Consider the following 26,675-nt stretch of genomic DNA (forward strand, 5'->3'; position numbering starts at 1 on the left):
TTACAGATTTTGTCGAAAAGTAATTAGTTATACGTTGTATAGGATACATGAATATTGTTCAAAATGATTGCTGAGGTGATGATGGAATGCGAGGAAGAAATAATAAAAAGTCGCAAAAGGTAGTACATTTATTTCAAAGAAGATGGGTGTTTCCGGCACTATACATTGCTTGTGCAGCGGTAATCTTAATGGTTGCGCTATGGTTCCAAGGAGCTAATCCGAAGAAGACTCCGAACCATGATCAAGCAACACCGTATACACAATCGGAAGATCCAGCAGTACCAGTAACGAAATCTTCAGAAGTAGTGAAAATGCCAGCTGCCGCTAATGCGGAAGTAGTCGTACAGAAGAAGTTCTATGAAGATGCAGCAACTGAGGCGGAACAAGAAAAAGCACTTGTCTTTTATAACAACACATATTCCCCGAATAAAGGAATCGACATTGCTGCGAAAAATGGAAAAGAATTTAATGTAGCAGCTGCTTTAAGTGGTACAGTAATAAAAGCTGAAAAAGATTCACTTCTTGGTTATGTGGTAACAGTAGATAGTGGAAATGGTGTAGCAGTTTCTTATCAAAGCTTAGGCAGTGTGAAAGTAGAAAAAGGTGCAAGAGTTGTACAAGGTGAAGTATTAGGAACATCTGGTCTAAGTGCAATGAACAAAGAGGCAGGTTCTCACGTTCACTTTGAAGTACGAAAAGACAATGTGGCTGTGAACCCTGAGCGTTACTTAAATAAATCAGTAGCAGAAATTAAAGCTGATGCAGGTGCTGCAAAAGCAACGAATGCTTCTGGTAAAAAAGCTGATGACAAATCTCAAAAAGAAGAGAAGTCAACAAGCACGAAACCAGAAAGTAAAACAGAAGATAAGTCTCAAAAAGAAGAGAAATCAACAAGCGGTTCGACTAGTGACAAAAAAGAAGAAACTAAGAAAGAAGAAAAATCAACAAATGGTTCTACGGAATCATCTAATGGTTCTTCTTCACAAGAATAAAAAAGTGAAAAAATCAGTTCTCACTAGGAGAACTGATTTTTTCATTTTTATCCCGCTATTTGCGGGCAGTAAGGCCCCTAAATCAAAATTCAGCAAAAGCAAAGAAGTTAGGTGGGGGGCGGGCTGCCCGTAAAAGCCCGATTGGTGAAGGCTAATAATCAGTGGGGATGAAGAAAAACCCCACTGATTAAAGTTTTACTTTATATAAAAATAATCCATTTCGAGAAAAAAGTTGCAATAACAAGGAAAAATGACGAGATTCTCGAATATATATTACAAAAGGGAGGGGATACTGTGTCATTTTTGTTTGTTATGTCGATTGCTATTATTTTATTGTTTGTTTTATTCACTTTATATTATTATATTGCCGGTAAGAAAGAGGTTCCCCACCATCAGTTGTTAGAAGAAGAATTGGAACGAGAAGAATGACACCTTGAATATAAGGTGTCATTTTTTTGCCATAATAGTCATTGTTAACGTATTTCTCACAAAAAAACGTAATTTTTCTTAACTTAGTCCGCAAAAATAGTGAACATGTAGCATATATCAGTAGTGCGGGCAATACAATGGTATAAACCAAAGCAAAGAGAGTGTTTGAGGTGAGAAATCGTGAATCATTTCATTATAAATCCAAGAATGTTTAACGCTTACAAACAGCACTCACACTTACTTCTTAGTCGTATGCAGCGAGGCTCATTTCACACTTCTCACATCCAATTTAGGGAGGCGAGTGGTGTGCACGATTACATCAAAGAGAGAACTATCAAGATTGGCAAGTATATCGTGGAGACAAGAAAGACAGTGCGTGTCATTGCAAAGGAATTTGGGGTATCAAAGAGTACAGTCCATAAAGATTTAACAGAACGTCTACCAGAAATTAATCCAGAGCTCGCAAATGAAGTGAAAGAAATTCTTGATTATCATAAGTCTATTCGTCATTTAAGGGGTGGAGAAGCAACAAAGCAAAAGTATAGAAAAGAAGATGTAGAAAAGCCTGTACGTCAATAGAGATACAGTAGCAAACATTCCGCGTATATTCGATAATATTTTTCAGAAGAATTCTTTTTGTGAATATTACGTTTCTGTTAAATTTATGATAAAATCAGAAATTAGGTGTAAAAGAATTCGGGTGTAACCTGATTTTGAATATCGAGGAGGAAAAAACGGGAATGTTTGCGCGAGATATCGGAATTGACCTAGGTACGGCTAACGTACTAATTCATGTTAAAGGTAAGGGTATTGTATTAAATGAGCCATCTGTTGTGGCAATTGATCGTAATACAGGTAAAGTATTAGCAGTAGGTGAAGAAGCAAGAAGTATGGTGGGACGTACGCCTGGTAATATTGTAGCAATTCGTCCACTTAAAGATGGTGTAATCGCAGATTTCGACATTACAGAAGCAATGTTAAAGTATTTCATTAACAAATTGGACGTAAAGAGCTTCTTTTCAAAACCTCGCATTTTAATTTGTTGCCCAACGAACATCACATCAGTAGAACAAAAAGCAATTCGTGAGGCTGCTGAACGTTCAGGTGGTAAAACAGTATTTTTAGAAGAAGAACCAAAAGTAGCAGCAGTTGGTGCTGGTATGGAAATCTTCCAACCAAGCGGTAACATGGTTGTTGATATTGGTGGAGGTACAACAGATATTGCCGTACTTTCTATGGGTGATATTGTTACCTCTTCCTCTATCAAAATGGCTGGCGATAAGTTTGATATGGAGATCTTAAACTACGTTAAACGTAAGTATAAGCTATTAATTGGAGAACGTACTTCAGAAAATATTAAAATTAAAATTGGTACAGTATTCCCAGGTGCACGCAGTGAAGAGCTTGAAATTCGCGGACGTGACATGGTAACTGGTTTACCACGCACAATTACAGTATGCTCTGAAGAAATTACAGAAGCACTAAAAGAAGACGCAGCTGTCATTGTACAAGCTGCAAAAGGTGTACTAGAGCGCACACCACCAGAATTATCTGCGGACATTATCGACCGTGGTGTTATTCTAACAGGCGGTGGAGCTTTACTACACGGTATCGACATGCTTCTAGCAGAAGAACTAAAAGTACCGGTATTAATTGCTGAAAACCCAATGCACTGTGTTGCTGTTGGTACAGGTATTATGTTAGAGAATATCGATAAATTACCACGTCGTGCATTACGATAAGGTCTAAAAACGTATAAAATTAGTGAAAATCAGGAAGAGGATGTTTTCTTCCTGATTTTTTTGTAGTTGAAGAAGATAAATAGAACTTTGTAGAACTAATGAAGAAAGCGTTTTCCTAGAGTGCATATGACAAAAACTGCGTATTAATGGTAATAGTTTGTAAATGAAAAGTATGCGATAATCACTATTGTGAATTTTATGCGAACTTGATGTAAATTATATGTAGATTTGTTTAGGTTTACAGGGGCTTTTATGATTTCATGATGCGGGGAAAGCTCTGTTTTAATTTACTTTCTTTAACCAATTATAAAGGGAATATTTCACAGGGGACAATGAAGTATGAAAAAGGTAATTACATACGGTACCTTTGATTTTATTTAAAAGAATCAATATTTAATATAACAAGGGAAATTTTTAATGTGATAATGTGGATTTGAGTCAATATCATGGGGAATTAGAAGGTTAACTTGTTTGACAGATTCAGAAATTAATGACTATCAATTACTATTAGAAGGAACTCGGGTAAAGTTATATAAAGCAGAAAATGCTACAGCAATCCCTGAAGAAACAGCTGGATTGGATAAAAAGGTAGTGATTGCTGCAGGTAGATATGTACCTCAGAAAGGTTTCGATCTTTTAATTCCTGCTTTTTCTAAAGTTATAGAGAAATATCCGGATTGGAAGTTGGGGATATTTGGTTCGTGAGAAGATGAACAACTTCTCCGACAACAGATTTTTGATCATAAAGCTTATAATAATATTTGTTTAATGCCAAAGACGAATGATATTATTGGTGAGATGCTTAATTCATCAATTTATGTTTTAAGTTCTAGATATGAACCTTTTGGGATGGTTATCATTGAAGCCATGGCAGTAGGGGTTCCTTGTGTAAGTTTTGCTTGTACAGGGCCTGTTGAAATAATTAAAAATAAAGAAGACGGATTGCTTGTAGAAGAAGGAAATATTGATGAACTTGCTAATTCATTAATGACTTTAATAGGATCTGAAGAATTAAGAAAAGAATATGGTCACAAGGCTAAAAAGAATGTTGAGAGGTATACTTTTAATGTCGTTGATGACAAGTGGGAAAATATTTTAGAAGAGCAAGTACAAAAAAATAAAACAGAATAAGGAGGCATTAACAGAGATTTCGATATAATATTTTATTGATGTTGTATTAGTAATATCTTTAGTCATAGAATAATAACGTGTGAAATATGAATAGGTAGACATCATAAAATTAAAACAGAAAATATATAGATAATTTATTTTATATAGGAGTGTAATTAAATTCTCTATTTCTTTTTATTAGTGGTTAGATTTATGATTTATATAAATACGTTTTAGATTACTAGGAGGATTTTCATTGAAAAAAGTAAGAAAAGCCATTATTCCGGCTGCAGGATTAGGAACTCGTTTTTTACCGGCGACAAAGGCTATGCCGAAAGAAATGCTACCAATTGTTGATAAACCAACAATTCAGTATATTGTGGAAGAAGCAATTGAGTCTGGAATTGAAGATATTATTATTGTAACGGGAAAAGGAAAACGCGCAATTGAAGATCATTTTGATCATTCTTTTGAATTAGAACAGAACCTATTATCAAAAGGAAAGCATGAAATTCTTGAGAAGGTACAAGAGTCTTCGAAAATCAATATTCATTATATTCGCCAAAAGGAGCCTAAAGGTCTAGGACATGCTGTATGGTGTGCACGTAAATTCATTGGGAATGAACCATTTGCTGTATTACTTGGCGATGATATTGTTCAAGCTGAAACGCCATGCTTACGTCAATTAATGGATCAATATGAGGTAACAAAATCATCAGTAATCGGTGTTCAAACGGTTCCAGAAAATGAAACACACCGTTATGGCATTATTGATCCATTAGAGAAAAAGGATCGTAGTTATCAAGTGAGTAAATTTGTGGAAAAACCTGCTAAAGGAACAGCACCATCTAATTTAGCAATTATGGGACGGTACGTATTAACGCCAGAAATATTTATGTTCCTAGAAGATCAACAAACTGGAGCAGGTGGAGAAATTCAGTTAACAGATGCAATTCAGCGTTTAAATGAAATCCAACGTGTGTTTGCTTATGACTTTGAAGGGATACGCTATGATGTTGGAGAAAAGCTTGGATTTATTCAAACAACTGTTGAAATGGCACTGCAACATGAAAACCTAAGAAAAGAGCTATTAGACTATATGAAAAAGTTAGTAGAAAGCGAAATGGTTTATAATTAAGTTTTAACGACACAAAAAAGACTTCTATTTCATTAGAAATGAAGTCTTTTTTTAGAAAAGGATGCTAAATTTTTATGAATTAGAGTCAATATACTTGGTAAAAAGTTAAGGTAAATCTGTTTTGGGGATTAACCTTTTAATGATATTTCTTTTTTCGGTCATCATACTTGTAGAACATTATTTAATTCAGTTGTAAATGGTTACTTCTGATACGCCATACTCCCTGCTTAATGCTTTTACAGATTGTCCCGAATGATATAATTCAACCACCATTTTTTAAACTCTTCATTAAATTTCTTGTTTGTCATCCGGACACTTCCTCCTTGAAATCCATTGTAAGGACTTAACTAAGTTGTGTCCATATGACTATACTAACTCCATTATTTTTGAATTTATATAAGGATAATTGAATTAAATATACTAAGGTAATCGATGGATTTGATGTATAAATTTATATTGACGGGTTCATTATCAAGAACTAAAATGAATATCGAGTATATTAAGATTAATGAAAAAAGATATATATATATTTTCTGAATAAAATATATACTCGGAAAATTCATCCTGTTTATGATTTAGTAAGTTATGTTCGATATAATCAAAATTAACTTAGGTTATACGATTTAATTTACCTACGATTTGCTTTTTTATTAATCAAATAGACAGTAATGGAGGGGAAACATGGAAAAGGAAATAGACTTAAAAAAATTATTTAATGTTATAAAAAGAAAATTTTGGATTATTGCAGTAATTACGATATTAGCGGCATGTATTGGTGGTATATATAGCATTTTCATGAAAACGCCTTTATATGCGTCTTCTGCAAGAATCCTCATTCCAGCAAATGCCGATGCTATAGCTACACTTAAAGTGATGATAAAGGAACCTATTGTTTTAGAGAAAGTGGCCCAGCAATTAAATTCGCAAAAATCAGCAGATGCATTGAACGGACAGGTCAGTGTTGCAAAGATTGAAGAGTCACAGGTTTTTGTTATTACGGCTGTGGATACTAATCCAGCCCAGGCAGTCAAAATTGCCAATGCTACAGCAAATGTTTATAAAGAAGAAGCCAATGCTATCCTAAATTTTTCGAATGTCCGCATCTTAACAGAGGCAAAAGTACAAGAGCATCCTTTACCGATAAACTTGAATCATGCAAAAGCGATTGAGATGGCCTTGGCTGCCGGTCTTATACTGAGTATCGGAGTAGTCTTTGTATTGGATTCTCTTGATGAAACAATTAAATCGGAACGTAACATTGAAAAATTATTACCGGTTCCCGTTTTAGGAAGTGTTTCTCAAATGAAGAAAAATAATATAGTAGATAAAACAAGTAAGAGAGAAAGTGTAATAGTGGAGGGGAAAACATTTGATTCATAATAAAAAGCAAAGCCGTATCCTTGATAATAGTCATTTAATTGCTCATATCGCTCCGAAATCGAAGATGGCTGAGGAATATCGAACAATTCGTACTAACCTTCAATTTGCAATTGGCACGGACAAAACAAGAACTATAATTATTACTTCTCCTGGATATGGAGAAGGTAAAACCACCACTGTGGCAAATTTGGCGGTTTCTATGGCTCAGCGAGATGAAAAAGTCTTAGTTGTTGATGCGGATTTGCGAACTCCGGAACTACATGCGATTTTTGGAATGGAAAATAAATCTGGATTAACAAATGTTTTGGAGGGAAAAGCAGCATTAGAAAAAGTGGTAATGCAGACAGAAATCAAAAATGTACATATATTGACAAGTGGTCCCGAAATTAATAATCCAGCTGAGATGCTTAGTTTACCATCTATGCAAAATTTAATTAGCAAAGCAATAGAGCAGTATGACATTATTTTATTTGATTCTCCACCCCTTCTTGAGGTTATAGATGCAAATATACTAGCTAGTCAATGTGATGGGGTATTATTGGTGCTAAGTTGCTATCAAACTGCTAGTGAAGCAGTTGTTGAAGCGAATAGGGCCTTAGATTTAACAAAAGGAAAGCTTGTAGGGGCTATTCTAAATAAAAAAGTATAAGAGATTTATTAGAATTGATTATACATAAAATAATAATACAGCGCTTTCCTAATGGGTGACGTAAGGATGAGAAGCTTTTCATATATTTTATAGTAGAGAATGAAAGACCACCTATAAAAAATTATAGGATACGGTGATGTCTCCTTACCACTATCAATGGAGACACTCGATCATACTGTGGGTTGAAGAACCTTAGACGTTAGTCGTCAAGAGTGTGGTGTGAGGGAGGGTTAGATGCCCAAACTTATTTGAGGTTCTTGTCTAGAAAGTCTTTCTAAAGGATTTTGTAGACAGGAACTTTGTATTAGTTGGTTATTGATTATTTTCCTTGTCTATATGTTTAGCTAGACATATTCAATATATAAATCTTTTAATTCTAAGATAACGATTATGAGGATTTCCTTTTGTTATATATAAAAAATTTAGAGAGGGGGGCCTATTATGACATATCGTCAGAGATTATCCTTATTAATTTTAATTGATTCCTTAATCGTATTAACTACGGTTTTCTTTAGTCGCTTCTTAGTAAGTGCTGATTTCAATGTCATAACATTTCCCATCGTAGTGAGTGCAATGATGCTGCTACTTAGCCATCATATTTTTTCTTTTATTTATAAGCTTTATAAAAAAGCATGGGAGTATGCAAGTGTAGGAGAATTGCTAATTATTTTAAAAGCAATCACACTTTCTGTTATCACAACAGCAGTAGTACAACAAATATTGGTTCAAGATATTTATTTCCGTCTTCTTGTTGTAACGTGGATGATTCATATTTTACTGATTGGAGGATCACGTTTTCTATGGCGGATGTTCAGAGATGCTTATATCCAAAAAGGGGACGACAAAAAAAGAACACTAATTATTGGTGCGGGTTCTGCAGGTACAATGGTTGTAAGGCAACTTTTGAATAGTAATGATACTGAATTACTGCCTGTGGTATTTATAGATGATAATATAAAGAAACAAGGGTTGGATATTCTTGGAATACCGGTAATTGGAGGAATTGACCGTATTGAATTTGCTGTTCAGCAATTAGATATTGATAGCATCATAATAGCAATTCCCTCACTTAGCAAGAAAGCATTAAATATGATTTTTCAAGAATGTTCCAAGACAAAAATAAAAACACAAATTCTTCCAATGCTAGAGGATTTAGTGACTGGAAAAGTTTCAGTGAATGAATTTCGTGATGTCCAAGTAGACGATTTATTAGGACGTGATCCGGTTGAATTGGATATTGAAAGTATTTCAGAATTTATTACTAATAAAATTATTTTAGTAACTGGTGCTGGTGGTTCAATTGGATCTGAAATTTGTCGTCAAATTGCAAAATTCAACCCAAAACAATTGATTTTATTAGGTCATGGTGAAAATAGTATTTATTCTATCGAAATGGAATTGAAAGAGCTATACGGTGACACAGATATTGTCGTTACCACAGAAATTGCTGATGTACAGGATGATCTGAAAATGATGTCAGTAATGAGTCAATATCAGCCTCAAGTTGTTTATCATGCCGCTGCACATAAGCATGTACCATTGATGGAACGTAACCCCGAAGAAGCTATCAAAAACAATTTAATTGGGACAACAAACGTGGCAAAAGCGGCAAGCTGGAATGGGGTCGAGACGTTTGTAATGATTTCTACAGATAAAGCTGTGAATCCGACAAGTGTAATGGGAGCAACAAAAAGGCTTGCTGAAATGGTAATTCAAAACTTGGACAAAATAAGTAATACAAAGTTTGTGGCTGTAAGATTTGGTAATGTATTAGGAAGCCGCGGTAGTGTTATACCGTTGTTTAAAAAACAAATTAAGCAAGGTGGTCCAGTTACGGTTACACATCCAGATATGATTCGTTACTTTATGACAATTCCAGAGGCGTCCAAGCTTGTAATACAGGCTGGTGCATTAGCTAAAGGTGGAGAAATATTTGTATTAGATATGGGAGATCCTGTGAAAATAGTAGATCTTGCGAAAAATTTAATTACATTATCAGGAAATTCGCTAGAAGAAATACAAATAGAGTTCACTGGAATAAGACCTGGAGAGAAGCTCTTTGAAGAACTATTGAAAAAAGAAGAAATACATGAGCAACAAATTCATCCTAAAATTTATATAGGCAAAACATCGAACCTTTGTATAAACGAAATTGAAGCAGTTCTCCAAACTTATAAGAATCTCGAGAAGACGGAATTAAGAAAACGTGTATTGACATTGGCAAATAGTCATATAACTCCACAAAATATGATGTAAATATGGATTTTGATCTGCATATATATGCTTAGACTTATGTTTTACTATGTAGAGAAATGAGCATGAAGTATGCACAGGTGGTTAGTTACAATATAACAATTGTAGGGTGATATATATATGGAAAATAAAGTATTATTTTGTGCGACGGTAGACTTTCACTTTAAAGCATTTCATTTGCCGTATATGAAATGGTTTAAAGAACAAGGCTGGGAAGTACATGTTGCTGCTGCTGGCAACATAGAACTTCCATATGTGGATAAGAAGTATGACATTTCTATTCAAAGGTCACCTTTGCAATTTAAGAATATTAAGGCTTATAAAGAGCTGAAAGATATTATTGATGAAAATCAATATAAAATTATTCATTGTCATACCCCGATGGGGGGAGCCATTGCACGTTTGGCAGCAAGAAAATCTAGAAAGCATGGAACAAAAGTTTTATATACTGCGCATGGATTTCATTTTTGTAAAGGTGCCCCGCTTGCAAATTGGCTGTTATATTATCCAATTGAAAAAATGCTAGCAAATTATACAGATTGCCTCATTACAATTAACCAAGAAGATTATAACTTGGCTGTTCAGCGAAAGTTTAAAGTACCTAAAATTGAACAAATTCATGGGGTGGGAGTGGACACAGAATATTTTAAACCAGTTAGTGAGGCCCAAAAGAATTGTCTAAGGATTGAGATGGGTTATAAACCGGATGATTTTTTAATGTTTTATGCGGCTGAGTTTAATAAAAATAAAAATCAGCAGTTTTTGATTCGTTCATTGGCCTTAATAAAAGATCATGTTCCCAATGCAAGGCTTCTATTGGCTGGGAATGGTCCTTTGATAAATGATTGCAAAAATTTAGCTAAACAAATGGGTGTATTTGAAATGATAGATTTCCTTGGTTATAGGAATGATATTGCAAAAATTTTACCTATTTGTGATATTTCTGTTGCATCCAGTCTACGTGAGGGGTTACCAGTTAATATTATGGAAGCGATGGCTTGCGGATTGCCTGTTATAGCCAGTGAGAACAGGGGCCATAAAGAGTTAATTCAAAATGGTGTAAATGGTTGGACAGTAGGTCGTGAAGACATACAGACAATGGCAGAAAAGATAAAATATCTTGCTGAAAATAGTAGCTTACAAGGCATATTCGGAGAGTCTGGTCGTGAGATTATTAAAAATAATTATGCCGTCAATAAAGTATTAGAAGAAAAGAGCTATATTTACACCATGTTTATGAGTAGAACGGAGGCGTTAGATTGGATTGTCCATTAAGAATCTTACATGTTGTAGTCAATATGAACCGTGGTGGTGCAGAAACCCTTATTATGAACTTGTACCGGAATATAGATCGAAATAAAGTGCAGTTTGATTTTCTTACTTGTAAGGAAGGTGTTTTCGATACAGAAATATCAGAATTAGGTGGGAAAGTGCACAGGATTCCATATATTACTGATGGTGGTCATAACGAATACATAAAGTCTTTAGATAATTTTTTTGAATCTTATCAAGAATATAAGATTGTACACTCACACATGGATAAGATGAGTGGATTTGTGTTACGTGCAGCTAAGAAAGCTGGTATACCAGTTCGTATCGCACATAGTCACAATACTAGCAGTGAAGGTGGAGTTGCTGCGAAAGTTTATAAGTGGTATGCAGGGAAGTATATATTACGAAGTGCGACACATCTTCTAGCATGCTCGGATGCAGCATCTCGCTGGTTATTTGCAGGTAAAACAGATACTGCCACGATTTTAAAAAATGGAATTGAGCCTGAAAAGTTTTCATTTTCCCCCGAAATTAGAAAACAGATAAGAGAGGAACTAAATCTTACAGTTGATAACTTTGTAGTAGGGCATGTAGGAAGGTTTGCGCATCAAAAAAATCATGGATTCCTTATAGAAGTGTTTGCTCAGTTAGTTAAACTTAGAAGAGATTCCGTTCTTGTTTTGGTGGGGGATGGTCCGTTACGGTTAAAGATTGAACAAAAAGTGGAAGAATTAAATTTAGGGGCTAATGTAAAGTTTCTTGGCATAAGGAGCGATATCGACCATTTACTTCAAGCTTTTGATGTATTTGCATTCCCATCCATTCATGAAGGATTGCCTGTTACTCTTATAGAAGCGCAAGGAGCTGGGTTATCTTGTGTAATCTCGGATGCGATAACTAAAGAAGTAGACATGGGAGCAGGTCTAGTGAGTTTTGAAAGCATAAATACCTCCCCCGAAATATGGGCGCAGGATATATTGGATGTCAATAAACGTATGCAAGATGTAGAAGGGTATATCAAGAAAGAAGGATATGATATAAGTGAATCGGCTACTTGGCTTGAGAATTTTTATCTTCAAGCGCTTTAATGAATAGTAACTTCTATATTTTAAATAATGTCTAAAGGATTAAAAAGGAGCACAATGATGTCAAGAGTTTCATGTTGTCTTAGGCTAGGAGAAGTTCCGCTGCATCTCTATAATATAACTGCAGGTTTTGTTCTACTTGCTCAACAAGAAGTAATAGACTTGAGGATAGAGAAACTTAGTAAGAATCATCAAGATCAATTACCTTATAATATGATGGAAGTTATAATCAACGGGAAAACTCGAGTGTTATATGATGTTAATGATGGTTATGATAATTTGCTTAAGCAAAATCAGGATTATGTTGAGTTTATGAATGTGTTGTTAGAAAAATACGACTTTTACTTTAAGCGAAGTTTTAATAGTTTTTATAATTCAAAGTTAAGGCATAAGGAAAAAATTTATCCTCTTGGATTAAATTATATGGTTACAATACCTGGAAATATTGCGCATTCACCGATGCCTCAAGATCCACTTAGGGAGAAAATTAAGAAAATAATACGGAAGGTTCCGTTGTCTCAATATTACAATGGTTTATATCGTATTAATTCTTTTGAAGATATACCTCATAAAGAAATAGATTCAAAAATTCTTTTTATGGCTAGGCTATGGGATGTAAATGGAGATTATGAAGGGCAAATTTCTTCGGATAAAAAGGAAGAACGTGCATATATTAATGATTTTCGAGCAACATGCATTAGACTTTGTCGAAAAGAGTTTGGAGATAAATTTTATGGAGGAGTAGCACCATCAGAATTTGCATATAAAAATTATGCAGATATTGTTATAGAAGACGGAAAAGCTACTGAACGGAATAATTACCTAAGAAAGGTAAAAGAATCTGCAATTTGTATTGCAACTATGGGATTACATCAATCTATTGGTTGGAAATTTGCAGAGTATGTTGCAGCAAGCAAGGCAATAGTAACAGAAGAATTACATTATGAAGTCCCAGGTGATTTTCGTGATGGTCAAAATTATCTTGTTTTTAAAACACCAGAAGAATGTATAAATCAAATATATACTTTATCAAATGATGGAAATTATAGATATCAAATGATGATTAACAATTATAGATATTACCATGAATATGTAAGACCTGATAGATTAGTATTAAATAGTATATTAACAATATTAGGGGATGAATTTTAATAGATTAGATGATTGATGGAGAGATGTAAATTGAAACCTACTCTTACAATTTTTACGCCTACATTTAACCGTGCTTACACGCTGCATTTATGTTATGAAAGTTTAAAGCGACAGACAAGTAAGGATTTTGTTTGGTTAATTATTGATGATGGATCTACAGATGAAACAAGAGAGTTAATAGAAAATTGGATTTCCAAAGGCAGTATCTCAATTCAGTATCATTATCAAGAGAATCAGGGAATGCACGGGGCACATAATACTGCTTATGAATTAGTTGATACGGAACTTAATGTTTGTATTGATTCTGATGATTATATGGCGGATGATGCCGTTGAAAATATCACTCGTTTTTGGAAGGAGTATGGAAGTAATGATTACGCTGGCATAATAGGATTAGATGCTAATCCAAATGGAAAAGTTATTGGAACGATGATGCCGGAACATGTGAAGGAATCTAAACTGACAGATCTGCATGCGAAATATAAAGTCACAGGTGATAAAAAGTTAGTTTATCGATCAGAGTTAACACGAAAAACCCCACCATATCCAATATTTCCGGGCGAAAAGTACTGTCCTTTAAGTTATAAATATATTCTTATTGATCAAGAGCATCCGTTACTCATTATGAATAAAGTTCTTTGTCATGTTGAGTATTTAGCAGATGGATCTAGCATGAATATTATTAAGCAATATAGAAAAAATCCCCAAGGGTTCTCATTCTTTAGAAAAGTTGCTATGAAATATGCTCCTACATTAAAAGAAAAATTTCGAGAATCTATACATTATGTATCTAGCAACTTGATGATCAAAAACTATAAATTTCTCATTGAGTCCCCATGTAAATTTATTACTTTGGTGGCTACACCTTTTGGGATTATGCTTCATTTTTATATTCAAAAGACAAGTAAAGCTACTGTTTTGAAAAATAAATAGTAGGTCTTTAATTAACTGTGTATTTTATTGTCATATGTATTTAGATTGTAAGAGAAATATAGGACTGATAGGTTATATTATTGAATTATTTGGTTAAAGAATAGCAAAGAGTTTTATATTTACAATCTATAATATGAAAGGAATTTAAAAATGTTTATATTTTGGGTTACGCTGGCCTTAGTTTATATTCTTTCTTTTTTAGCAAGATATTTTTCTACTCCTGTAATAATGGGACCACACATTGTTCAATCAAAGCCAAATAAGCTGTTAGTATTTTTAACAATAGTTATTCTTGTAATGGTGTCTGGTCTCCGTAATAATATCGGGGATACTTTTTTTTATATGTATTCTTATAAAAAAGATACGTTTGATTGGGAACATATAAAAGAAGGAAAAGATATGGGTTTTAATGTGCTTCAGATGATTTTAAAACAGTTCTCTAATGACCCTCAAATATTGATTTTTGTAACGGCACTAATAACAAATGTACTTATTGTATTGGTTTTATATAAATATACAAGAATGTTCGAATTAAGTTTATATGTATATATAACAGGTGGAATGTATTTAACATCAATGAATGGGATAAGGCAATTTCTTGCAGCAGCAATTATTTTTGCTGCAACAAAATATATATTTGAAGGTAACTGGAAAAAGTATATTCTAATTATTCTATTTGCATCAACAATACATCAAACTGCACTTATCCTTATTCCAATATATTTTATGATTAGGAGAAGAGCATGGTCATGGGAAACGTATGTAACCCTTTTTTGCTCTGTACTCATAGTTATAGGGTTTAATCAATTTTTAGATACGTTATTCTCAGTCATAGGAGATAGTCAGTATGGAGATTACAAGAACTTTTCTGAGGGCGGAGCAAATATACTTAGAGTTGGAGTTAATATTCCTCCAATTATTATTGCTTACATTGGAAGAGAGAAACTTAGGGAAATATTTCCTAAAAGTGACTATGTAGTAAATATGTCTATATTAGGACTTGTATTCATGATAATTTCAACACAAAATTGGATTTTCGCAAGATTTTCCATATATTTTGGGTTATACCAATTAATTTTAATTTCATGGATTATAAAATTATTTACTGATAAAGACCAAAAACTAGTTTATTATGCAATATTAGTATTTTATTTTATTTTCTATGCATACGAGAATGTAATAACATTAAACATTATTTATAAAAGTAATTTTTTAAATTTCTAAGTTTTTTAAGGTGAAATATGTTAATGACTAGTTGATCAATGAAATATGGGAATTTAGGTGTATAAGTATATTATTCCATATAGTTTGGAAAGGAGATACTGAGTTGGCATTTACAGAAAAGATTCCACGCACCATTCACTATTGTTGGTTCGGTAAAGGAGAAAAACCAACAATAGTAAAAAAATGTATAGATAGCTGGAGAGAGAATTTATCTGGTTATGAAATAATTGAGTGGAATGAAGATAATTTTGATACAAATTGTAATTTATATGTCAAGGAAGCCTATGAATACAAAAAATTTGCATTTGTAAGCGATTATGTAAGAGTATACGCTCTTTATAAATTTGGAGGAATTTACTTAGATACGGATGTAGAGGTATTCAAATCTTTTGATGATATGCTACATCATGATTCATTTTGGGGATTTGAACAAGAGAACTATATAGCTACAAGTACAATAGGGGCCACTAAAGGAAATGTGTTAATAAAAATGTTTCTAGATTCATACGAAGAAAAAAGTTTTATTAAAGAGGATGGAAAGTATGACAGTTTAACCAATGTGGCGATTATAAGCGAGATACTAAAAAATAAAGGATTACAGTTGAATGGAAAATATCAAGAAATAAGTGGGGTAGGAGCCTTCTATCCTCAAACATATTTTTCTCCATATGATTATATTAACTGTAGAAAATTTATTACTCCAAATACATATGCAATGCATCATTTTTATAAAAGTTGGTTACCACCTAAAGCGAGATTGAAGAGTAGTTTAAAACTGTTAGCATCTAAGGTTATAGGTGGAGAAAATATAGCGCGGATAAGAAAATTTGTTACAAAAAATTAGGAGGCATATATGAAGGATATACTGGTAGCCTCATTTGATATGGAAGTTGGAGGAGTAGAAAGAAGCCTTATAAGTATGCTTGAGGGTTTTGATTACAAAAAATATGCTGTTGATTTAATGCTGTATAGACATCAAGGGGATTTTATGGAATTAGTTTGTAACAAGGTAAATTTATTAGAAGAAGTTCCACAATACACCACCTTTAGGAAGTCAATCGGAGAAACTTTAAAGGATAAAGAGTATGGCATTGGATTTTCTAGAATTTTATCTAAGATAAATACCCGTTTTGCAGGAAAAGCTAAAGGAATAGTAGAGACAGGATATTATCAAATGCAATTAATGTGGAAATATGCTATTCCATTTTTACCTAAACTAGATAAAGAGTATGATGTTGCAATTAGTTATTTGTGGCCGCATTATTTTGTAGCAGATAAGGTCAAGGCTAAGAAAAAAATAGCATGGATTCATACAGATTATTCTACAATTGAGACAGATATAGAGATGGATTTAAAAGTATGGAATAAATTTGATTATATTGTAGCTGTATCAGAAGCATGCAAAAATTCATTTTTAAAAAAATATAGTGCATTAAAAAATAAGGTTATAGTAATGGAAAATATAACCTCCCCGCAGTTTATTAGAGATATGGCGAATGAAGAAATAGATACCCCCATGCTTCTTGATAACCGTTTTAAAGTTATAACTGTGGCTAGGCTATCTCATGCAAAAGGAATCGATAATGCTGTTAGGGCTTTAAGGATATTGAAAGATAAAGGCTATGAGAATATAGCCTGGTATGTAGTTGGATATGGTGGAGACGAAACAATGATTAAAAATCTAATAAGGGATTTGAAATTAGAAAATAGCTTTGTGTTGCTAGGAAAGCAAATTAATCCATATCCATATATAAAAGAAGCTGATTTATATGTCCAACCATCTAGATATGAGGGAAAAGCTGTTACAGTAGGAGAGGCTCAGATACTTGCAAAACCAGTCCTAATTACAAATTATACAACCGCAAACAGTCAAGTGAAAAATGGGATTGACGGATATATTACGGAATTATCTGTTGAAGGAATAGCAGATGGAATAGAAAAATTGTATAGGGATGCTACCGTAAGAAAGCAGTTAGCTAACAATTGTAGTAATACTGATTATAGTAATAAGTATGAATTAAATAAGTTGTATGAAATTATGGAGGCTTAAAAGTTTATTAAGTGTATTGGTACAACTACAAAAATTTAAAAAAATGAAAGTATAAGAGATTCGAAGCAAAGGGGTGATTTGCTCATGAATAGAAATGTCAGTGTAATTATACCGGTTTATAATGCTGGTAAATATATTACTCGGTGTATAGAATCACTGTTAAATCAAGTGCTTCATAACTGCGAATTTATCTTTATCAATGATGGTTCAACGGACAATAGTGTAGAGATTATTGAAAAGTATAGGGCACTAGATGACAGGATTATACTTATAAATCAAAAAAATCAAGGTGTGAGTATTGCAAGGAATCAAGGAATTCTTATAGCTAATGGTGAATATATTGGATTTGTTGATGCTGATGATTATGTAGAAGCGGATATGTATGAAACCCTGTATAATTCAGCAAAACAAAGCAATTGTGATGTAATTATATCAAATTTAAGAAGTGAGATTGAAGGGCATAAGGTAACAATTGAATATCCATTTCCAACTAATATTGTTCTAGAAAAAGAATATATAAATAAAGAGATATTAACCTATTTTCTTAAAAGCGATAATTTAAATACTGCTGTAAACAAAATTTATAAAAGTAGCATAATAACGAAAAATAATGTGAAGTTTCCAGAGAAGGTTGCATTAGGAGAGGATGGAATGTTTAATATTCAATTTTTTAGTAATGCAACTAATATGAAATATATAGATTATACGGGATATTATTATAGGGATGTAGCGGGTAGCGCAACTCGGGATATCTCAAAAAAAGATTATTTCAAGCGAGCTGTGGAAGTATATAATATGGAACTACCGGAAATTTACATCGAAAAGGTCGATAAGGCAAAGATACGTGAATTGAAATCAAGAAAGTTTATAAATAGTGTAATTTCCTACGTATATATTTATTTTGAACCGTCTAAGGAAATACGGTTTAGTGAGAGATATGAATACATAAAAAATATGATATGCAATAAACATGTTAGAGAGGCATTGCCGCTATATTGTGAAGTAACTTATAGCAAGCTTGGTAGATATGAGAAATTTTTAATAAATATGATTAAAAGAAAATCTACTGTGGGGTTATACTTCGCAGTCTCTTACAGCAGGCTTAGAAATAAATAAAACTGGAGGAATTTAGTGTGAAGTTTATGATGTTTGCCCATGGGGGCAGTTTGAATAGAGGGTGCGAAGCGATAGTTCGAGCTTCTACAAATATTATAAAAGAAAAAATAGATGGAGCAAAAGTATGTTTGGCATCAGATAGACCTGAAACAGATAAGGTAATCAATAAGTTAGATTATATATATGATGGCTCTAGCCGCAGTCTGAAAAAATATTCATATGATTGGTTATTGTCCTCAGTTAAAGTAAAACTCTTTAACGATGAGTCTTATGCGTTAGGGAAAATTCATCATAACATAATAAAGCATATAAAAAGTTCCGATGTATGTTTATCTATCGGAGGGGATAATTATTGTTATGGAGAGCAACCTGGGTGGTATGAGATTGATAGAAGAGTAAAAATGCAGGGAAAAAAGCTAGTACTATGGGGATGTTCTATAGGAGAAGAGGATATGTCTGAAAGAAAGTTGGAAGATCTAAAGCTCTTTGATTTAATATTGGCCCGCGAAAGTCTTACCTATAATATGTTAAAAAAACAAGGATTAAATAATGTTCAATTGTGTGCTGATGCTGCATTTACAATGGAAAAAGAAGAATTGGAGTTGCCTAATGGATGGCAGGAAGGAAATACAATGGGTCTTAATTTTAGCCCGCTTGTATGGAATAGAAATGAGAATTCTCAAGTTGCGGTAAGAGAGTTAATTAATCATATATTAAATACTACAGATATGACGATTGCTCTTACACCTCACGTTATTGAAGATGGGAACAATGATTACGAAGTTCTCTACAAATATTACAAAGAATTTAAGGACACAGGCAGAGTGATTCTGTTACCAGATAACTTAAATGCAATACAGTATAAGGGGTATATAGCTAGAATGCGTTTCTTTATAGGAGCTCGAACGCATGCAACCATAGCCGCTTACTCTAGTTTTATTCCGACTATGGTATTGGGATATAGTGTAAAGTCCAAAGGGATATCTAAAGATATATTTGGGGAAGAAAAATTAGTTTTAGATATAGAGGAGATATCTGATAGTAATAAATTAAAAGCAAGATTTGATGAGATGGTACGAGAGGAAGAGGAGATAAGGCAAAAGCTACGACAATCTATACCTAATATAAAGAAAATGTCTTACAAAGCAGTAGAATATTTGAAAGAATTGTCTAAGTAATTTGGGGTACATTATGAAAAAAAAACTACTATTTGTTATGCCTAGTTTATCTGCTGGTGGTGGAGAAAAAAGCTTGATAAATTTACTATCTCAGATAGATTACAGTTTATATGATGTAGATTTATTTTTGTTTAATAAAACAGGAATATTCATAAATTCGATACCAAGAGAGGTAAATATATTAGATCTGCCAAGTGATTATAAAATATTTGCATCTAGCCTTAAAAATTCAATAATAGGCTTTTTAAAGAATAGACAAATTGATTTAGCATATTCAAGATTGATGTTCACTATTAAAAATAGATTGATAAGGGAAGCTGCAATTTCAGAACAGTATACATGGGAATATCAAAGTAAGTCATTTGAAGTGTTAGAAAAAGAGTATGATGCAGCGATAGGCTATCTTGAAAAGTCTTCAATATACTTCGTAGTTGATAAAGTCAATGCCAAAAAAAAGGCTGGATGGATACATACAAACTATTCGAATTCAGGTATGGATTGCCAGTTCGATAACTCATATTTTGAACAACTAGATAATCTAATAACGGTTTCAGAAGAGTGTGCAAAATCGTTACAAGAAAATTTTCCACAACTAAAAAATAAAGTTATGATTATATATAATATAGTAGCTCCTAGCATTATATATGATTTATCTAAAGAAGATATAGAAGATGACAGTTTGTTTGATAGACATTATACCAATATTATTACTGTCGCCAGATTAAGTCATGAAAAGGGTTTAGATTTAGCGGTGAAATCTTGCAAGTTACTTCTTGAAAAAGGATACAAGATAAAGTGGTACGTATTAGGGGATGGAAATGAAAAAGATGCATTAGAACGTTTAATAGAAAATCATCATCTATCAAACCACTTTACAATTTTGGGGGTTCGAGAAAATCCCTATCCTTATATACGAAAAGCAGATATATATGTGCAACCATCTAGGTATGAAGGTAAGTCTATAGCAATTGACGAAGCAAAAATATTGCATAAACCGATAGTGGTGACCAACTTTGAAACTGCAAAAGATCAAATAAATCATGGAATAAACGGAATTATTGCTGAGATGTCTGAAGAAGGAATAGCAACTGAAATTGAAAGGCTTATCAAAGATATAGAATTAAGGGAAAGAATCGTAAATAATTTATCTACAGAAAAGTTAGGAACCGAAAAAGAAATAAATAAGCTCTACGGAATTCTTTAAAAGGTGATTATTATGAAAAAAGACGTATTATTTGTTATCAATAATTTGAACTGTGGTGGGGCTGAGAAGTCATTAATCTCTCTGTTGAATACGATGGATTACTCTCGCTATAATGTGGATTTATTTTTATTTAAGCATGAAGGTTTATTCCTTAATAAAATCTCTAAACAAGTGAATGTATTGGAAGAACCTTCTGAGTATCAGTTGTTTGATATGCCGATAAAAGCAGCTATCATGAAATGCTTGCGACAAGGAAGACTAGATATAGCCTTATCAAGGGTTTGTGCAGGTTACATATTTAAAAGTGAAAAAAACAAAGCCCGTTGCGAACAGAGAGTATGGCGATATCTATCAAAATCTTTACAGAATATAAGTAAAAAGTATGATGTAGCGATTGGGTACTTAGAAAAGAACCCAGTTTACTTTTGTATAGACAAAGTAAATGCGAATAAGAAAATTGGTTTTATACACACTGATTATGACAAATTAGGAATGGATCCTAAAATTGATATGGGTTATTTTCGTTCATTGGATCATATAGTGACGGTGTCTGAGGAATGTGCCAATGTGTTAAAACAAAGATTTTCTATATATAACGACAAAATAGGTGTTATTCATAACATAGTATCTCCAAGTACGATAAATAAAATGTCACAGGAAAAGGTAGATCTAGAGCGTAAAGGGGTAAAGCTTGTTTCTGTAGGAAGGCTAAGTCATGAAAAGGGATTTGATTTGGCTATAGAAGCATGTAAGAATCTGGTTGGAGATGGATATGAAATAAAGTGGTATATCATTGGAGAAGGGGAAGGGCGAGGTAAGTTAGAAAAAATGATAGAAGAAAATCACCTTCAAGATCATTTTTTACTGTTAGGACTGAAAGAAAATCCCTATCCGTATATAAGAGAAGCAGATATATATGTACAACCATCTAGGTTCGAAGGAAAATCTATCGCAATAGATGAAGCAAAAATACTGCATAAACCAATAATGGTAACAAATTTCAGTACAGCTAAAGATCAAATTAAAAATGAAGAAAATGGGCTGATTATAGACATGGATGCTCACTCACTTTCGGAGGGAATTAAGAAGCTAATACATAATGAAGAATTAAGAAATAAGTTAATAAAGAACTTATCAGATGAAGAGCTAGGAACCGAGTCGGAGATAAAAAAAATATATACATTATTTAAGTAGTATAGAAAGGACAGAATTATATGGTTATACAGGCAGCGTGCTTTGTGTTACTTGCTGTAATCGCAATTATTGTAGTGATTGATTTCATTCCTATAGGAATGAATTGGTTGGGAAGAATAAAAATAGGGAGATATACGGATAAAAGCTTATGGAATCAGTCAATCACTCATATAGGTGTTAAGTGGCTAAATAAAACACCAAAGATTAAGGTAACTGATAACACAAGATTAATAGCAATTGATATGTTGAAAGGAAATTATACGAAAAGTGCTATACAGCATTGGCAAGAAGCATCTTTACTATTAGGGTTGTCTGAATACCTGAAATATAACGATGACAAAGCAGTGAAACATGAAATTACGAAGTTTTTGAACTCTAAATTTGATCATAATGGTCAGTGGGTGCACAAACCTCAGTATGTAGATGGAGCAATACTTGCTTATGCGATCATGAAGCTGGATTTTGAGGATATAGATAAATATAAAAAAGCCTTGGATGCTACTTGGGAAATGATACAAGAGCATATAGGTGAGGATGGTACGATAGGATATAGAAAGTTTATGAAGGGGTATCGATACGTAGATACCATTGGTTTCATATGTCCATTCTTAGTGACTTACGGCATTAGGTATAACAAAAGTGAGTGTATAGATTTGGCTGTAAAGCAGATTAAAGAATATGAAACATATGGAATGTTAAACTTAAGTCATATACCATGTCATGCTTATAGATTAGAAGATAAAGTTCCTCTAGGTTTATATGGCTGGGGAAGAGGTCTTGGATGGTTTGCTATAGGTCTTATAGATACGTGGAATGAATTACCGGAAAACAACAGCTATAAACCTGTATTAGAAGAAAGTGTACGTAAATTTGCAAAAGCTACGATGAAATTTCAACAACAAGGCAATTGGAATTGGACTGTAACCAGGAATGAATGCGGGCCAGATTCCTCCGCTACATCCACACTGGGGTGGTTTATGTTGAATGCAGCAAAGATAGAAGATATTTCAAAGGAATGTTTGGAAAGTGCAGATAAAGCTATCGGTTATTTGATGGGAGTGACAAGAAGAAACGGAGCGGTCGACTTCTCTCAAGGTGATACGAAGGATATAGGTGTATATTCTACGTTATTCGATATATTGCCATTCACACAAGGGTTTTGTATTAGATTAATTAATTTACGTAATAATTATAAAATTTAGTCATCCTGATAAGGATGACTAAATTTTAATGGTTAGATTAATAAATTTTATTTTAGAACAGAGGGAAGAATTATGACGAGACGTTATAAAGAATTGGATTCCCTTCGGGGTATTGCTGCAATCATTGTTCTATTAGGACACTTCTTAGCATTATTTCCGATATTAGGTAAAAAGGTAATGTATTCAACATATGGGGCCTATTTTTCTATATTATGGCAAGGTCATTCGGCTGTGATTATATTTTTTGTGTTAAGTGGATTTGTTCTATCTTTGCCTTTTTATAAAGGGACGGAATTTAATTATTCAAAGTATCTTATTAAAAGAGTTTGTAGGATTTACATTCCTTATATTGTAATTCTTTTTATTGCAATAGGAATTAAATTGGGGATTCATTCTAAAATTGGTACCATTCCTGGTCTGGTACAATGGGGTTCATGGAACATAGAAGTTTCTTTTAATAGAGTAATGGATCATATTTTATTCTTGAGAGAATTTAATTCTGATGCGTTTATTATGGTGATTTGGTCATTAGTTCACGAGATGCGAATTTCCATAGTGTTTCCTTTAATTATTTTTCTTTTACTTAAAGTAAACTGGAAAGTAAGTATTGGGATAGCGATGTTTTTATCAGTTATTGGTTATTTATTAATGAAGAACATTCCAAGTGAATTTAATATTCCAGTATCCACCAATTACTTTATCACATTACATTATAGCTCAATGTTTATTATTGGTGCATTACTAGCCAAAAACAGAGAATATTTAGTGAGTAAAATTATTAATTCAAAAGTAAAATATATATTATTGCCTTTAGGTCTTTTATTTTTTAGCTATCCACGTATCCCATTTATGTTACTTTCCAAACTAATTGGTGAAATTGATTATGAGTTGTATCTTATTATCATCGATTGGTATATATGTTTTGGTGCAGTTTTAATTATTCTATCCGCTCTAAGTTCAAAACTATTTTCTAAATTATTACTGATTAAACCAGTACAATTTATAGGGGAAATATCATATAGTCTTTATTTAGTACATCCAATTGTTCTATTAACAACAGTTCATATTTTCTATGGAAAGATATCAGTGCCTTTAATTTTATTAATTTCTTTCTTATTTACTATGGTTGTGTCGGTCGTATGTTATAAATTTATTGAAATTCCATCAATAAAAATAGGCCGGAAACTTGCCACTAAAAATTCTAGAGGCGATGTTTCGTTGAGAAAAAAGGCTAGTTGAAAAATTGGGAAATAATAAGAATAAATATTATGTAAGATGTGAATAGAGGGATAAGAGTAATTTTCTTAAGAAAAAGAGGAAAGATAATCTAATGCTCTATCGAGAAAAGTATTAGAAAGGAGCTTGGTATGGTGCAAATAAAAAGTATGTTAGTTTTTATTTGGAATAAATTGATCGATATGAAAATTCAGAGTTTGAATCGATTAACTATCATAAAAGATCGATTCACGAAGTGCTTTTTCAAGCCCCCTAGAATTCAATCTATAGATGAAACTTTAAAAAAAATTATTCATGATAAAGCTTCCGTAGCCAGGTATGGTGATGGTGAATTTAAATTAATTCATAATCTAGATATAACATTTCAACGGGCTGATCATTTGTTATCAAAAAGATTAAAAGAAATATTGCTAAGTGAAGATGAGAAGTTCTTAGTTTGTTTACCGGATGTTTTTCAAGATTTATCAAAATATGCAGATGAACCAAAGGATTATTGGAGTCTTCATACTGCAAAATATAGACTAAAGTGGTATAAAGACTTGAAGAAGGGAAAAACATATTATAATTCCTTTATATCGAGATTCTATTATCCCTTTCGAGATAAGTCAAAATGTAAAGAATGGTTTATATTATTAAAATTAATATGGAAAGATAGGGATATAGTTTTAATAGAAGGCAGTAAGAGTAGATTAGGTATTGGAAATGATCTGTTTGACAATGCTAAATCAATTGAAAGGATTTTAGTACCAGAGGAGCACGCATTCTTACATTACAATAAAATCTTAAAAGCAGCAAAAAAAAATAATAAATCTAAATTGATTCTATTAGCAATAGGTCCTACTGCTACTATATTAGCATATGATTTGTATAAAGAGGGATATCAAGCAATTGATATAGGGCATGTGGATATTGAATACGAATGGTTTTTAAGACAAGCAAAAACTAAAATCAAAATTGAAAATAAGTACGTATGTGAAGCAGGTGCTGGACAAAATGTGGGCGATATTCAAGATGAGAAATATTTAAGTGAAATTAAAGATGTAATAAGATAGGCATGAGGGTTTAACTTATGTAAGTAATGTAGAGGTGAAAGGATTGCATGAATTAATAAGTGTTATTGTTCCCATATATAATGTGGAAAAATGGTTAGCTAGATGTATTGAAAGTGTTTTAAAACAGCCTTTCGTCAATATTGAATTAGTTCTAGTCAATGATGGTTCAACAGATAAATGTGGTGAAATATGTGAAGAATATTTAGAAAAGGATAATAGAATTAAAGTAATCTATAAAGAAAATGGAGGAGTGAGTAGCGCAAGGAATGCAGGAATCGAAGCTGCTACAGGGAAGTATATAGTATTTATAGATCCCGATGATGAGGTAAGTGAAAACTATTTTACTAGGTTATATGGTATTGCGGAAGATGAAAAGTGTGATACTGTAATATGTGGATACAAAACTATTCCGAATAATAATAGTATTATTCCTAACTTCAAATTAGATACCGTTATGAACGGGAGAGATTTTGTACTGAGCTCTCCAAATGTTCATTCCAAGAATGATCTATGCTTTGCATGGAGGTATATATACAATTTAAGCATTATAAAAGAAAAAAACATCAGATTTAATGAACAAGTGTTTATTGGAGAAGATGTTATTTTTAATTTAGAGTTTTTATTGCACTCACAAAGGGTATGTGCAGTCTCAGAAGTTCTTTATTTTTATACTATTAATAATCCAAATAGCTTAATGAGGGTTCCGTATAAACCAAATTTAGAGAACAGTTTAGTTTTACAATATCAAATGAGAAGACAACTTTCACAAGAATTTGGTTTACTACACGATAAGCAATTTAAAAAAGATATGGCTAATTATTATATAAATCACATATATAGACTGTTGATTAATAATTTAAAAAGCGATCCTAATGTGGATGTTAATAATGCTTTTCGTAGAATAGTGAATTATGAAATGTTCTCAGATAGTGTAAAAGGAATTGGTTTTTCATATCGATGCAATAACTTTAAGGAGTATATATATTATTTAGCAATAAAGTTTAAAGTGTACCCTTTAATAGTTGCAGCATATAAAAGAGAAATTAGGTAATACTCTTGGGTTGAAAGTGTTTTCATACTTTCT

23 protein-coding genes and 2 pseudogenes are annotated in these 26,675 nt (G+C 32.6%); 24 read left to right on the forward strand and 1 reads right to left on the reverse strand.

Features of this window, described 5'->3' with window-relative positions; all coding sequences use genetic code 11:
- The first annotated feature begins 86 nt into the window (after positions 1–86).
- The 6 genes and pseudogenes from MR065_RS15965 (at position 87) to galU (ending at position 5,411) form a co-directional block, all read left to right on the forward strand.
- Positions 87–992 carry a stage II sporulation protein SpoIIQ gene (locus MR065_RS15965; RefSeq protein WP_242214336.1) on the forward strand — a complete coding sequence of 302 codons (906 nt, stop codon included), beginning with the start codon at positions 87–89 and terminating at the stop codon, positions 990–992.
- A gap of 294 nt (positions 993–1,286) precedes the next feature.
- The gene (locus MR065_RS15970) at positions 1,287–1,421 is read left to right on the forward strand and encodes an ABC transporter ATP-binding protein (RefSeq protein WP_097904605.1); all 135 of its coding nucleotides are present in this window, start codon (positions 1,287–1,289) and stop codon (positions 1,419–1,421) included.
- 306 nt (positions 1,422–1,727) lie between these two features.
- Positions 1,728–2,000, forward strand: a complete 273-nt coding sequence (spoIIID, locus tag MR065_RS15975; RefSeq protein WP_000544012.1) for a sporulation transcriptional regulator SpoIIID — start codon at positions 1,728–1,730, stop codon at positions 1,998–2,000.
- A 161-nt stretch (positions 2,001–2,161) separates the two neighbouring features.
- Entirely contained in the window at positions 2,162–3,163 is a 1,002-nt protein-coding gene (gene mreB / locus MR065_RS15980; protein WP_242214337.1) for a rod shape-determining protein, read from the forward strand.
- A gap of 591 nt (positions 3,164–3,754) precedes the next feature.
- A pseudogene (locus tag MR065_RS15990) lies at positions 3,755–4,294 on the forward strand (glycosyltransferase).
- A 235-nt stretch (positions 4,295–4,529) separates the two neighbouring features.
- The gene (gene galU, locus MR065_RS15995) at positions 4,530–5,411 is read left to right on the forward strand and encodes a UTP--glucose-1-phosphate uridylyltransferase GalU (protein WP_000757802.1); all 882 of its coding nucleotides are present in this window, start codon (positions 4,530–4,532) and stop codon (positions 5,409–5,411) included.
- A 192-nt stretch (positions 5,412–5,603) separates the two neighbouring features.
- Here galU and MR065_RS16000 read toward each other — a convergent pair.
- Positions 5,604–5,719: pseudogene (locus MR065_RS16000) on the reverse strand (IS3-like element ISBce13 family transposase); the annotation flags it as partial.
- A 373-nt stretch (positions 5,720–6,092) separates the two neighbouring features.
- Between MR065_RS16000 and MR065_RS16005 the strand changes: the two are divergent.
- From MR065_RS16005 to MR065_RS16090, 18 genes are all read left to right on the forward strand, one after another.
- Complete coding sequence (locus MR065_RS16005; protein ID WP_242214339.1) at positions 6,093–6,791, forward strand: YveK family protein; 699 nt, start codon at positions 6,093–6,095, stop codon at positions 6,789–6,791.
- Complete coding sequence (locus tag MR065_RS16010) at positions 6,781–7,440, forward strand: CpsD/CapB family tyrosine-protein kinase (RefSeq protein WP_071743867.1); 660 nt, start codon at positions 6,781–6,783, stop codon at positions 7,438–7,440. The genes MR065_RS16005 and MR065_RS16010 overlap by 11 nt, the downstream gene beginning before the upstream one ends.
- Positions 7,441–7,881: 441 nt before the next feature.
- Positions 7,882–9,696 (forward strand): polysaccharide biosynthesis protein, encoded by a 1,815-nt coding sequence (locus MR065_RS16015; RefSeq protein WP_242214340.1) that lies wholly within the window; start codon positions 7,882–7,884, stop codon positions 9,694–9,696.
- 117 nt (positions 9,697–9,813) lie between these two features.
- The gene (locus tag MR065_RS16020) at positions 9,814–10,968 is read left to right on the forward strand and encodes a glycosyltransferase family 4 protein (protein WP_242214341.1); all 1,155 of its coding nucleotides are present in this window, start codon (positions 9,814–9,816) and stop codon (positions 10,966–10,968) included.
- The gene (locus tag MR065_RS16025) at positions 10,953–12,053 is read left to right on the forward strand and encodes a glycosyltransferase family 1 protein (RefSeq protein ID WP_242214342.1); all 1,101 of its coding nucleotides are present in this window, start codon (positions 10,953–10,955) and stop codon (positions 12,051–12,053) included. Before MR065_RS16020 ends, MR065_RS16025 begins: the two co-directional genes overlap by 16 nt.
- 57 nt (positions 12,054–12,110) lie before the next feature.
- Positions 12,111–13,202: a glycosyltransferase family 1 protein gene (locus MR065_RS16030; protein WP_242214343.1), complete on the forward strand. Its 1,092-nt coding sequence runs from the start codon at positions 12,111–12,113 to the stop codon at positions 13,200–13,202.
- Positions 13,203–13,232: 30 nt separating this feature from the next.
- On the forward strand, positions 13,233–14,135 hold the full coding sequence (locus MR065_RS16035; protein ID WP_242214344.1) for a glycosyltransferase family A protein: 903 nt from the start codon (positions 13,233–13,235) through the stop codon (positions 14,133–14,135).
- A gap of 150 nt (positions 14,136–14,285) precedes the next feature.
- On the forward strand, positions 14,286–15,359 hold the full coding sequence (locus MR065_RS16040; protein WP_242214345.1) for an EpsG family protein: 1,074 nt from the start codon (positions 14,286–14,288) through the stop codon (positions 15,357–15,359).
- A 103-nt stretch (positions 15,360–15,462) separates the two neighbouring features.
- Entirely contained in the window at positions 15,463–16,203 is a 741-nt protein-coding gene (locus tag MR065_RS16045) for a glycosyltransferase family 32 protein (RefSeq protein ID WP_242214346.1), read from the forward strand.
- Between the two features lie 9 nt (positions 16,204–16,212).
- Positions 16,213–17,409 (forward strand): glycosyltransferase, encoded by a 1,197-nt coding sequence (locus tag MR065_RS16050; protein ID WP_242214347.1) that lies wholly within the window; start codon positions 16,213–16,215, stop codon positions 17,407–17,409.
- A gap of 84 nt (positions 17,410–17,493) precedes the next feature.
- Positions 17,494–18,525: a glycosyltransferase gene (locus tag MR065_RS16055; RefSeq protein WP_242214348.1), complete on the forward strand. Its 1,032-nt coding sequence runs from the start codon at positions 17,494–17,496 to the stop codon at positions 18,523–18,525.
- A gap of 17 nt (positions 18,526–18,542) precedes the next feature.
- Positions 18,543–19,703: a polysaccharide pyruvyl transferase family protein gene (locus tag MR065_RS16060; protein WP_000671003.1), complete on the forward strand. Its 1,161-nt coding sequence runs from the start codon at positions 18,543–18,545 to the stop codon at positions 19,701–19,703.
- Positions 19,704–19,716: 13 nt separating this feature from the next.
- Complete coding sequence (locus tag MR065_RS16065) at positions 19,717–20,907, forward strand: glycosyltransferase (RefSeq protein ID WP_242214349.1); 1,191 nt, start codon at positions 19,717–19,719, stop codon at positions 20,905–20,907.
- Positions 20,908–20,919: 12 nt separating this feature from the next.
- Positions 20,920–22,101 (forward strand): glycosyltransferase, encoded by a 1,182-nt coding sequence (locus MR065_RS16070; RefSeq protein WP_242214350.1) that lies wholly within the window; start codon positions 20,920–20,922, stop codon positions 22,099–22,101.
- A 20-nt stretch (positions 22,102–22,121) separates the two neighbouring features.
- Positions 22,122–23,303 carry a glycoside hydrolase family 88 protein gene (locus MR065_RS16075; RefSeq protein ID WP_242214351.1) on the forward strand — a complete coding sequence of 394 codons (1,182 nt, stop codon included), beginning with the start codon at positions 22,122–22,124 and terminating at the stop codon, positions 23,301–23,303.
- Between the two features lie 72 nt (positions 23,304–23,375).
- On the forward strand, positions 23,376–24,542 hold the full coding sequence (locus MR065_RS16080) for an acyltransferase family protein (protein WP_242214352.1): 1,167 nt from the start codon (positions 23,376–23,378) through the stop codon (positions 24,540–24,542).
- 128 nt (positions 24,543–24,670) lie between these two features.
- The gene (locus MR065_RS16085; protein ID WP_242214353.1) at positions 24,671–25,591 is read left to right on the forward strand and encodes an SP_1767 family glycosyltransferase; all 921 of its coding nucleotides are present in this window, start codon (positions 24,671–24,673) and stop codon (positions 25,589–25,591) included.
- 43 nt (positions 25,592–25,634) lie between these two features.
- Positions 25,635–26,642, forward strand: coding sequence for a glycosyltransferase (locus MR065_RS16090; RefSeq protein WP_277927433.1), 1,008 nt, complete (start codon positions 25,635–25,637; stop codon positions 26,640–26,642).
- Positions 26,643–26,675 lie beyond the last annotated feature (33 nt).

Source organism: Bacillus cereus group sp. BfR-BA-01383 (assembly GCF_022663495.1).
GTDB classification, from domain to species: domain Bacteria; phylum Bacillota; class Bacilli; order Bacillales; family Bacillaceae_G; genus Bacillus_A; species Bacillus_A cereus_AU.

Coding starts and splice junctions, on each gene's coding strand:
- MR065_RS15965 (WP_242214336.1), top strand. CDS start 87: ATGCGAGGAAGAAATAATAAAAAGTCGCAAAAGGTAGTACATTTATTT.
- mreB (WP_242214337.1), top strand. CDS start 2,162: ATGTTTGCGCGAGATATCGGAATTGACCTAGGTACGGCTAACGTACTA.
- MR065_RS16005 (WP_242214339.1), top strand. CDS start 6,093: ATGGAAAAGGAAATAGACTTAAAAAAATTATTTAATGTTATAAAAAGA.
- MR065_RS16015 (WP_242214340.1), top strand. CDS start 7,882: ATGACATATCGTCAGAGATTATCCTTATTAATTTTAATTGATTCCTTA.
- MR065_RS16020 (WP_242214341.1), top strand. CDS start 9,814: ATGGAAAATAAAGTATTATTTTGTGCGACGGTAGACTTTCACTTTAAA.
- MR065_RS16030 (WP_242214343.1), top strand. CDS start 12,111: ATGTCAAGAGTTTCATGTTGTCTTAGGCTAGGAGAAGTTCCGCTGCAT.
- MR065_RS16040 (WP_242214345.1), top strand. CDS start 14,286: ATGTTTATATTTTGGGTTACGCTGGCCTTAGTTTATATTCTTTCTTTT.
- MR065_RS16050 (WP_242214347.1), top strand. CDS start 16,213: ATGAAGGATATACTGGTAGCCTCATTTGATATGGAAGTTGGAGGAGTA.
- MR065_RS16055 (WP_242214348.1), top strand. CDS start 17,494: ATGAATAGAAATGTCAGTGTAATTATACCGGTTTATAATGCTGGTAAA.
- MR065_RS16065 (WP_242214349.1), top strand. CDS start 19,717: ATGAAAAAAAAACTACTATTTGTTATGCCTAGTTTATCTGCTGGTGGT.
- MR065_RS16070 (WP_242214350.1), top strand. CDS start 20,920: ATGAAAAAAGACGTATTATTTGTTATCAATAATTTGAACTGTGGTGGG.
- MR065_RS16075 (WP_242214351.1), top strand. CDS start 22,122: ATGGTTATACAGGCAGCGTGCTTTGTGTTACTTGCTGTAATCGCAATT.
- MR065_RS16080 (WP_242214352.1), top strand. CDS start 23,376: ATGACGAGACGTTATAAAGAATTGGATTCCCTTCGGGGTATTGCTGCA.
- MR065_RS16085 (WP_242214353.1), top strand. CDS start 24,671: ATGGTGCAAATAAAAAGTATGTTAGTTTTTATTTGGAATAAATTGATC.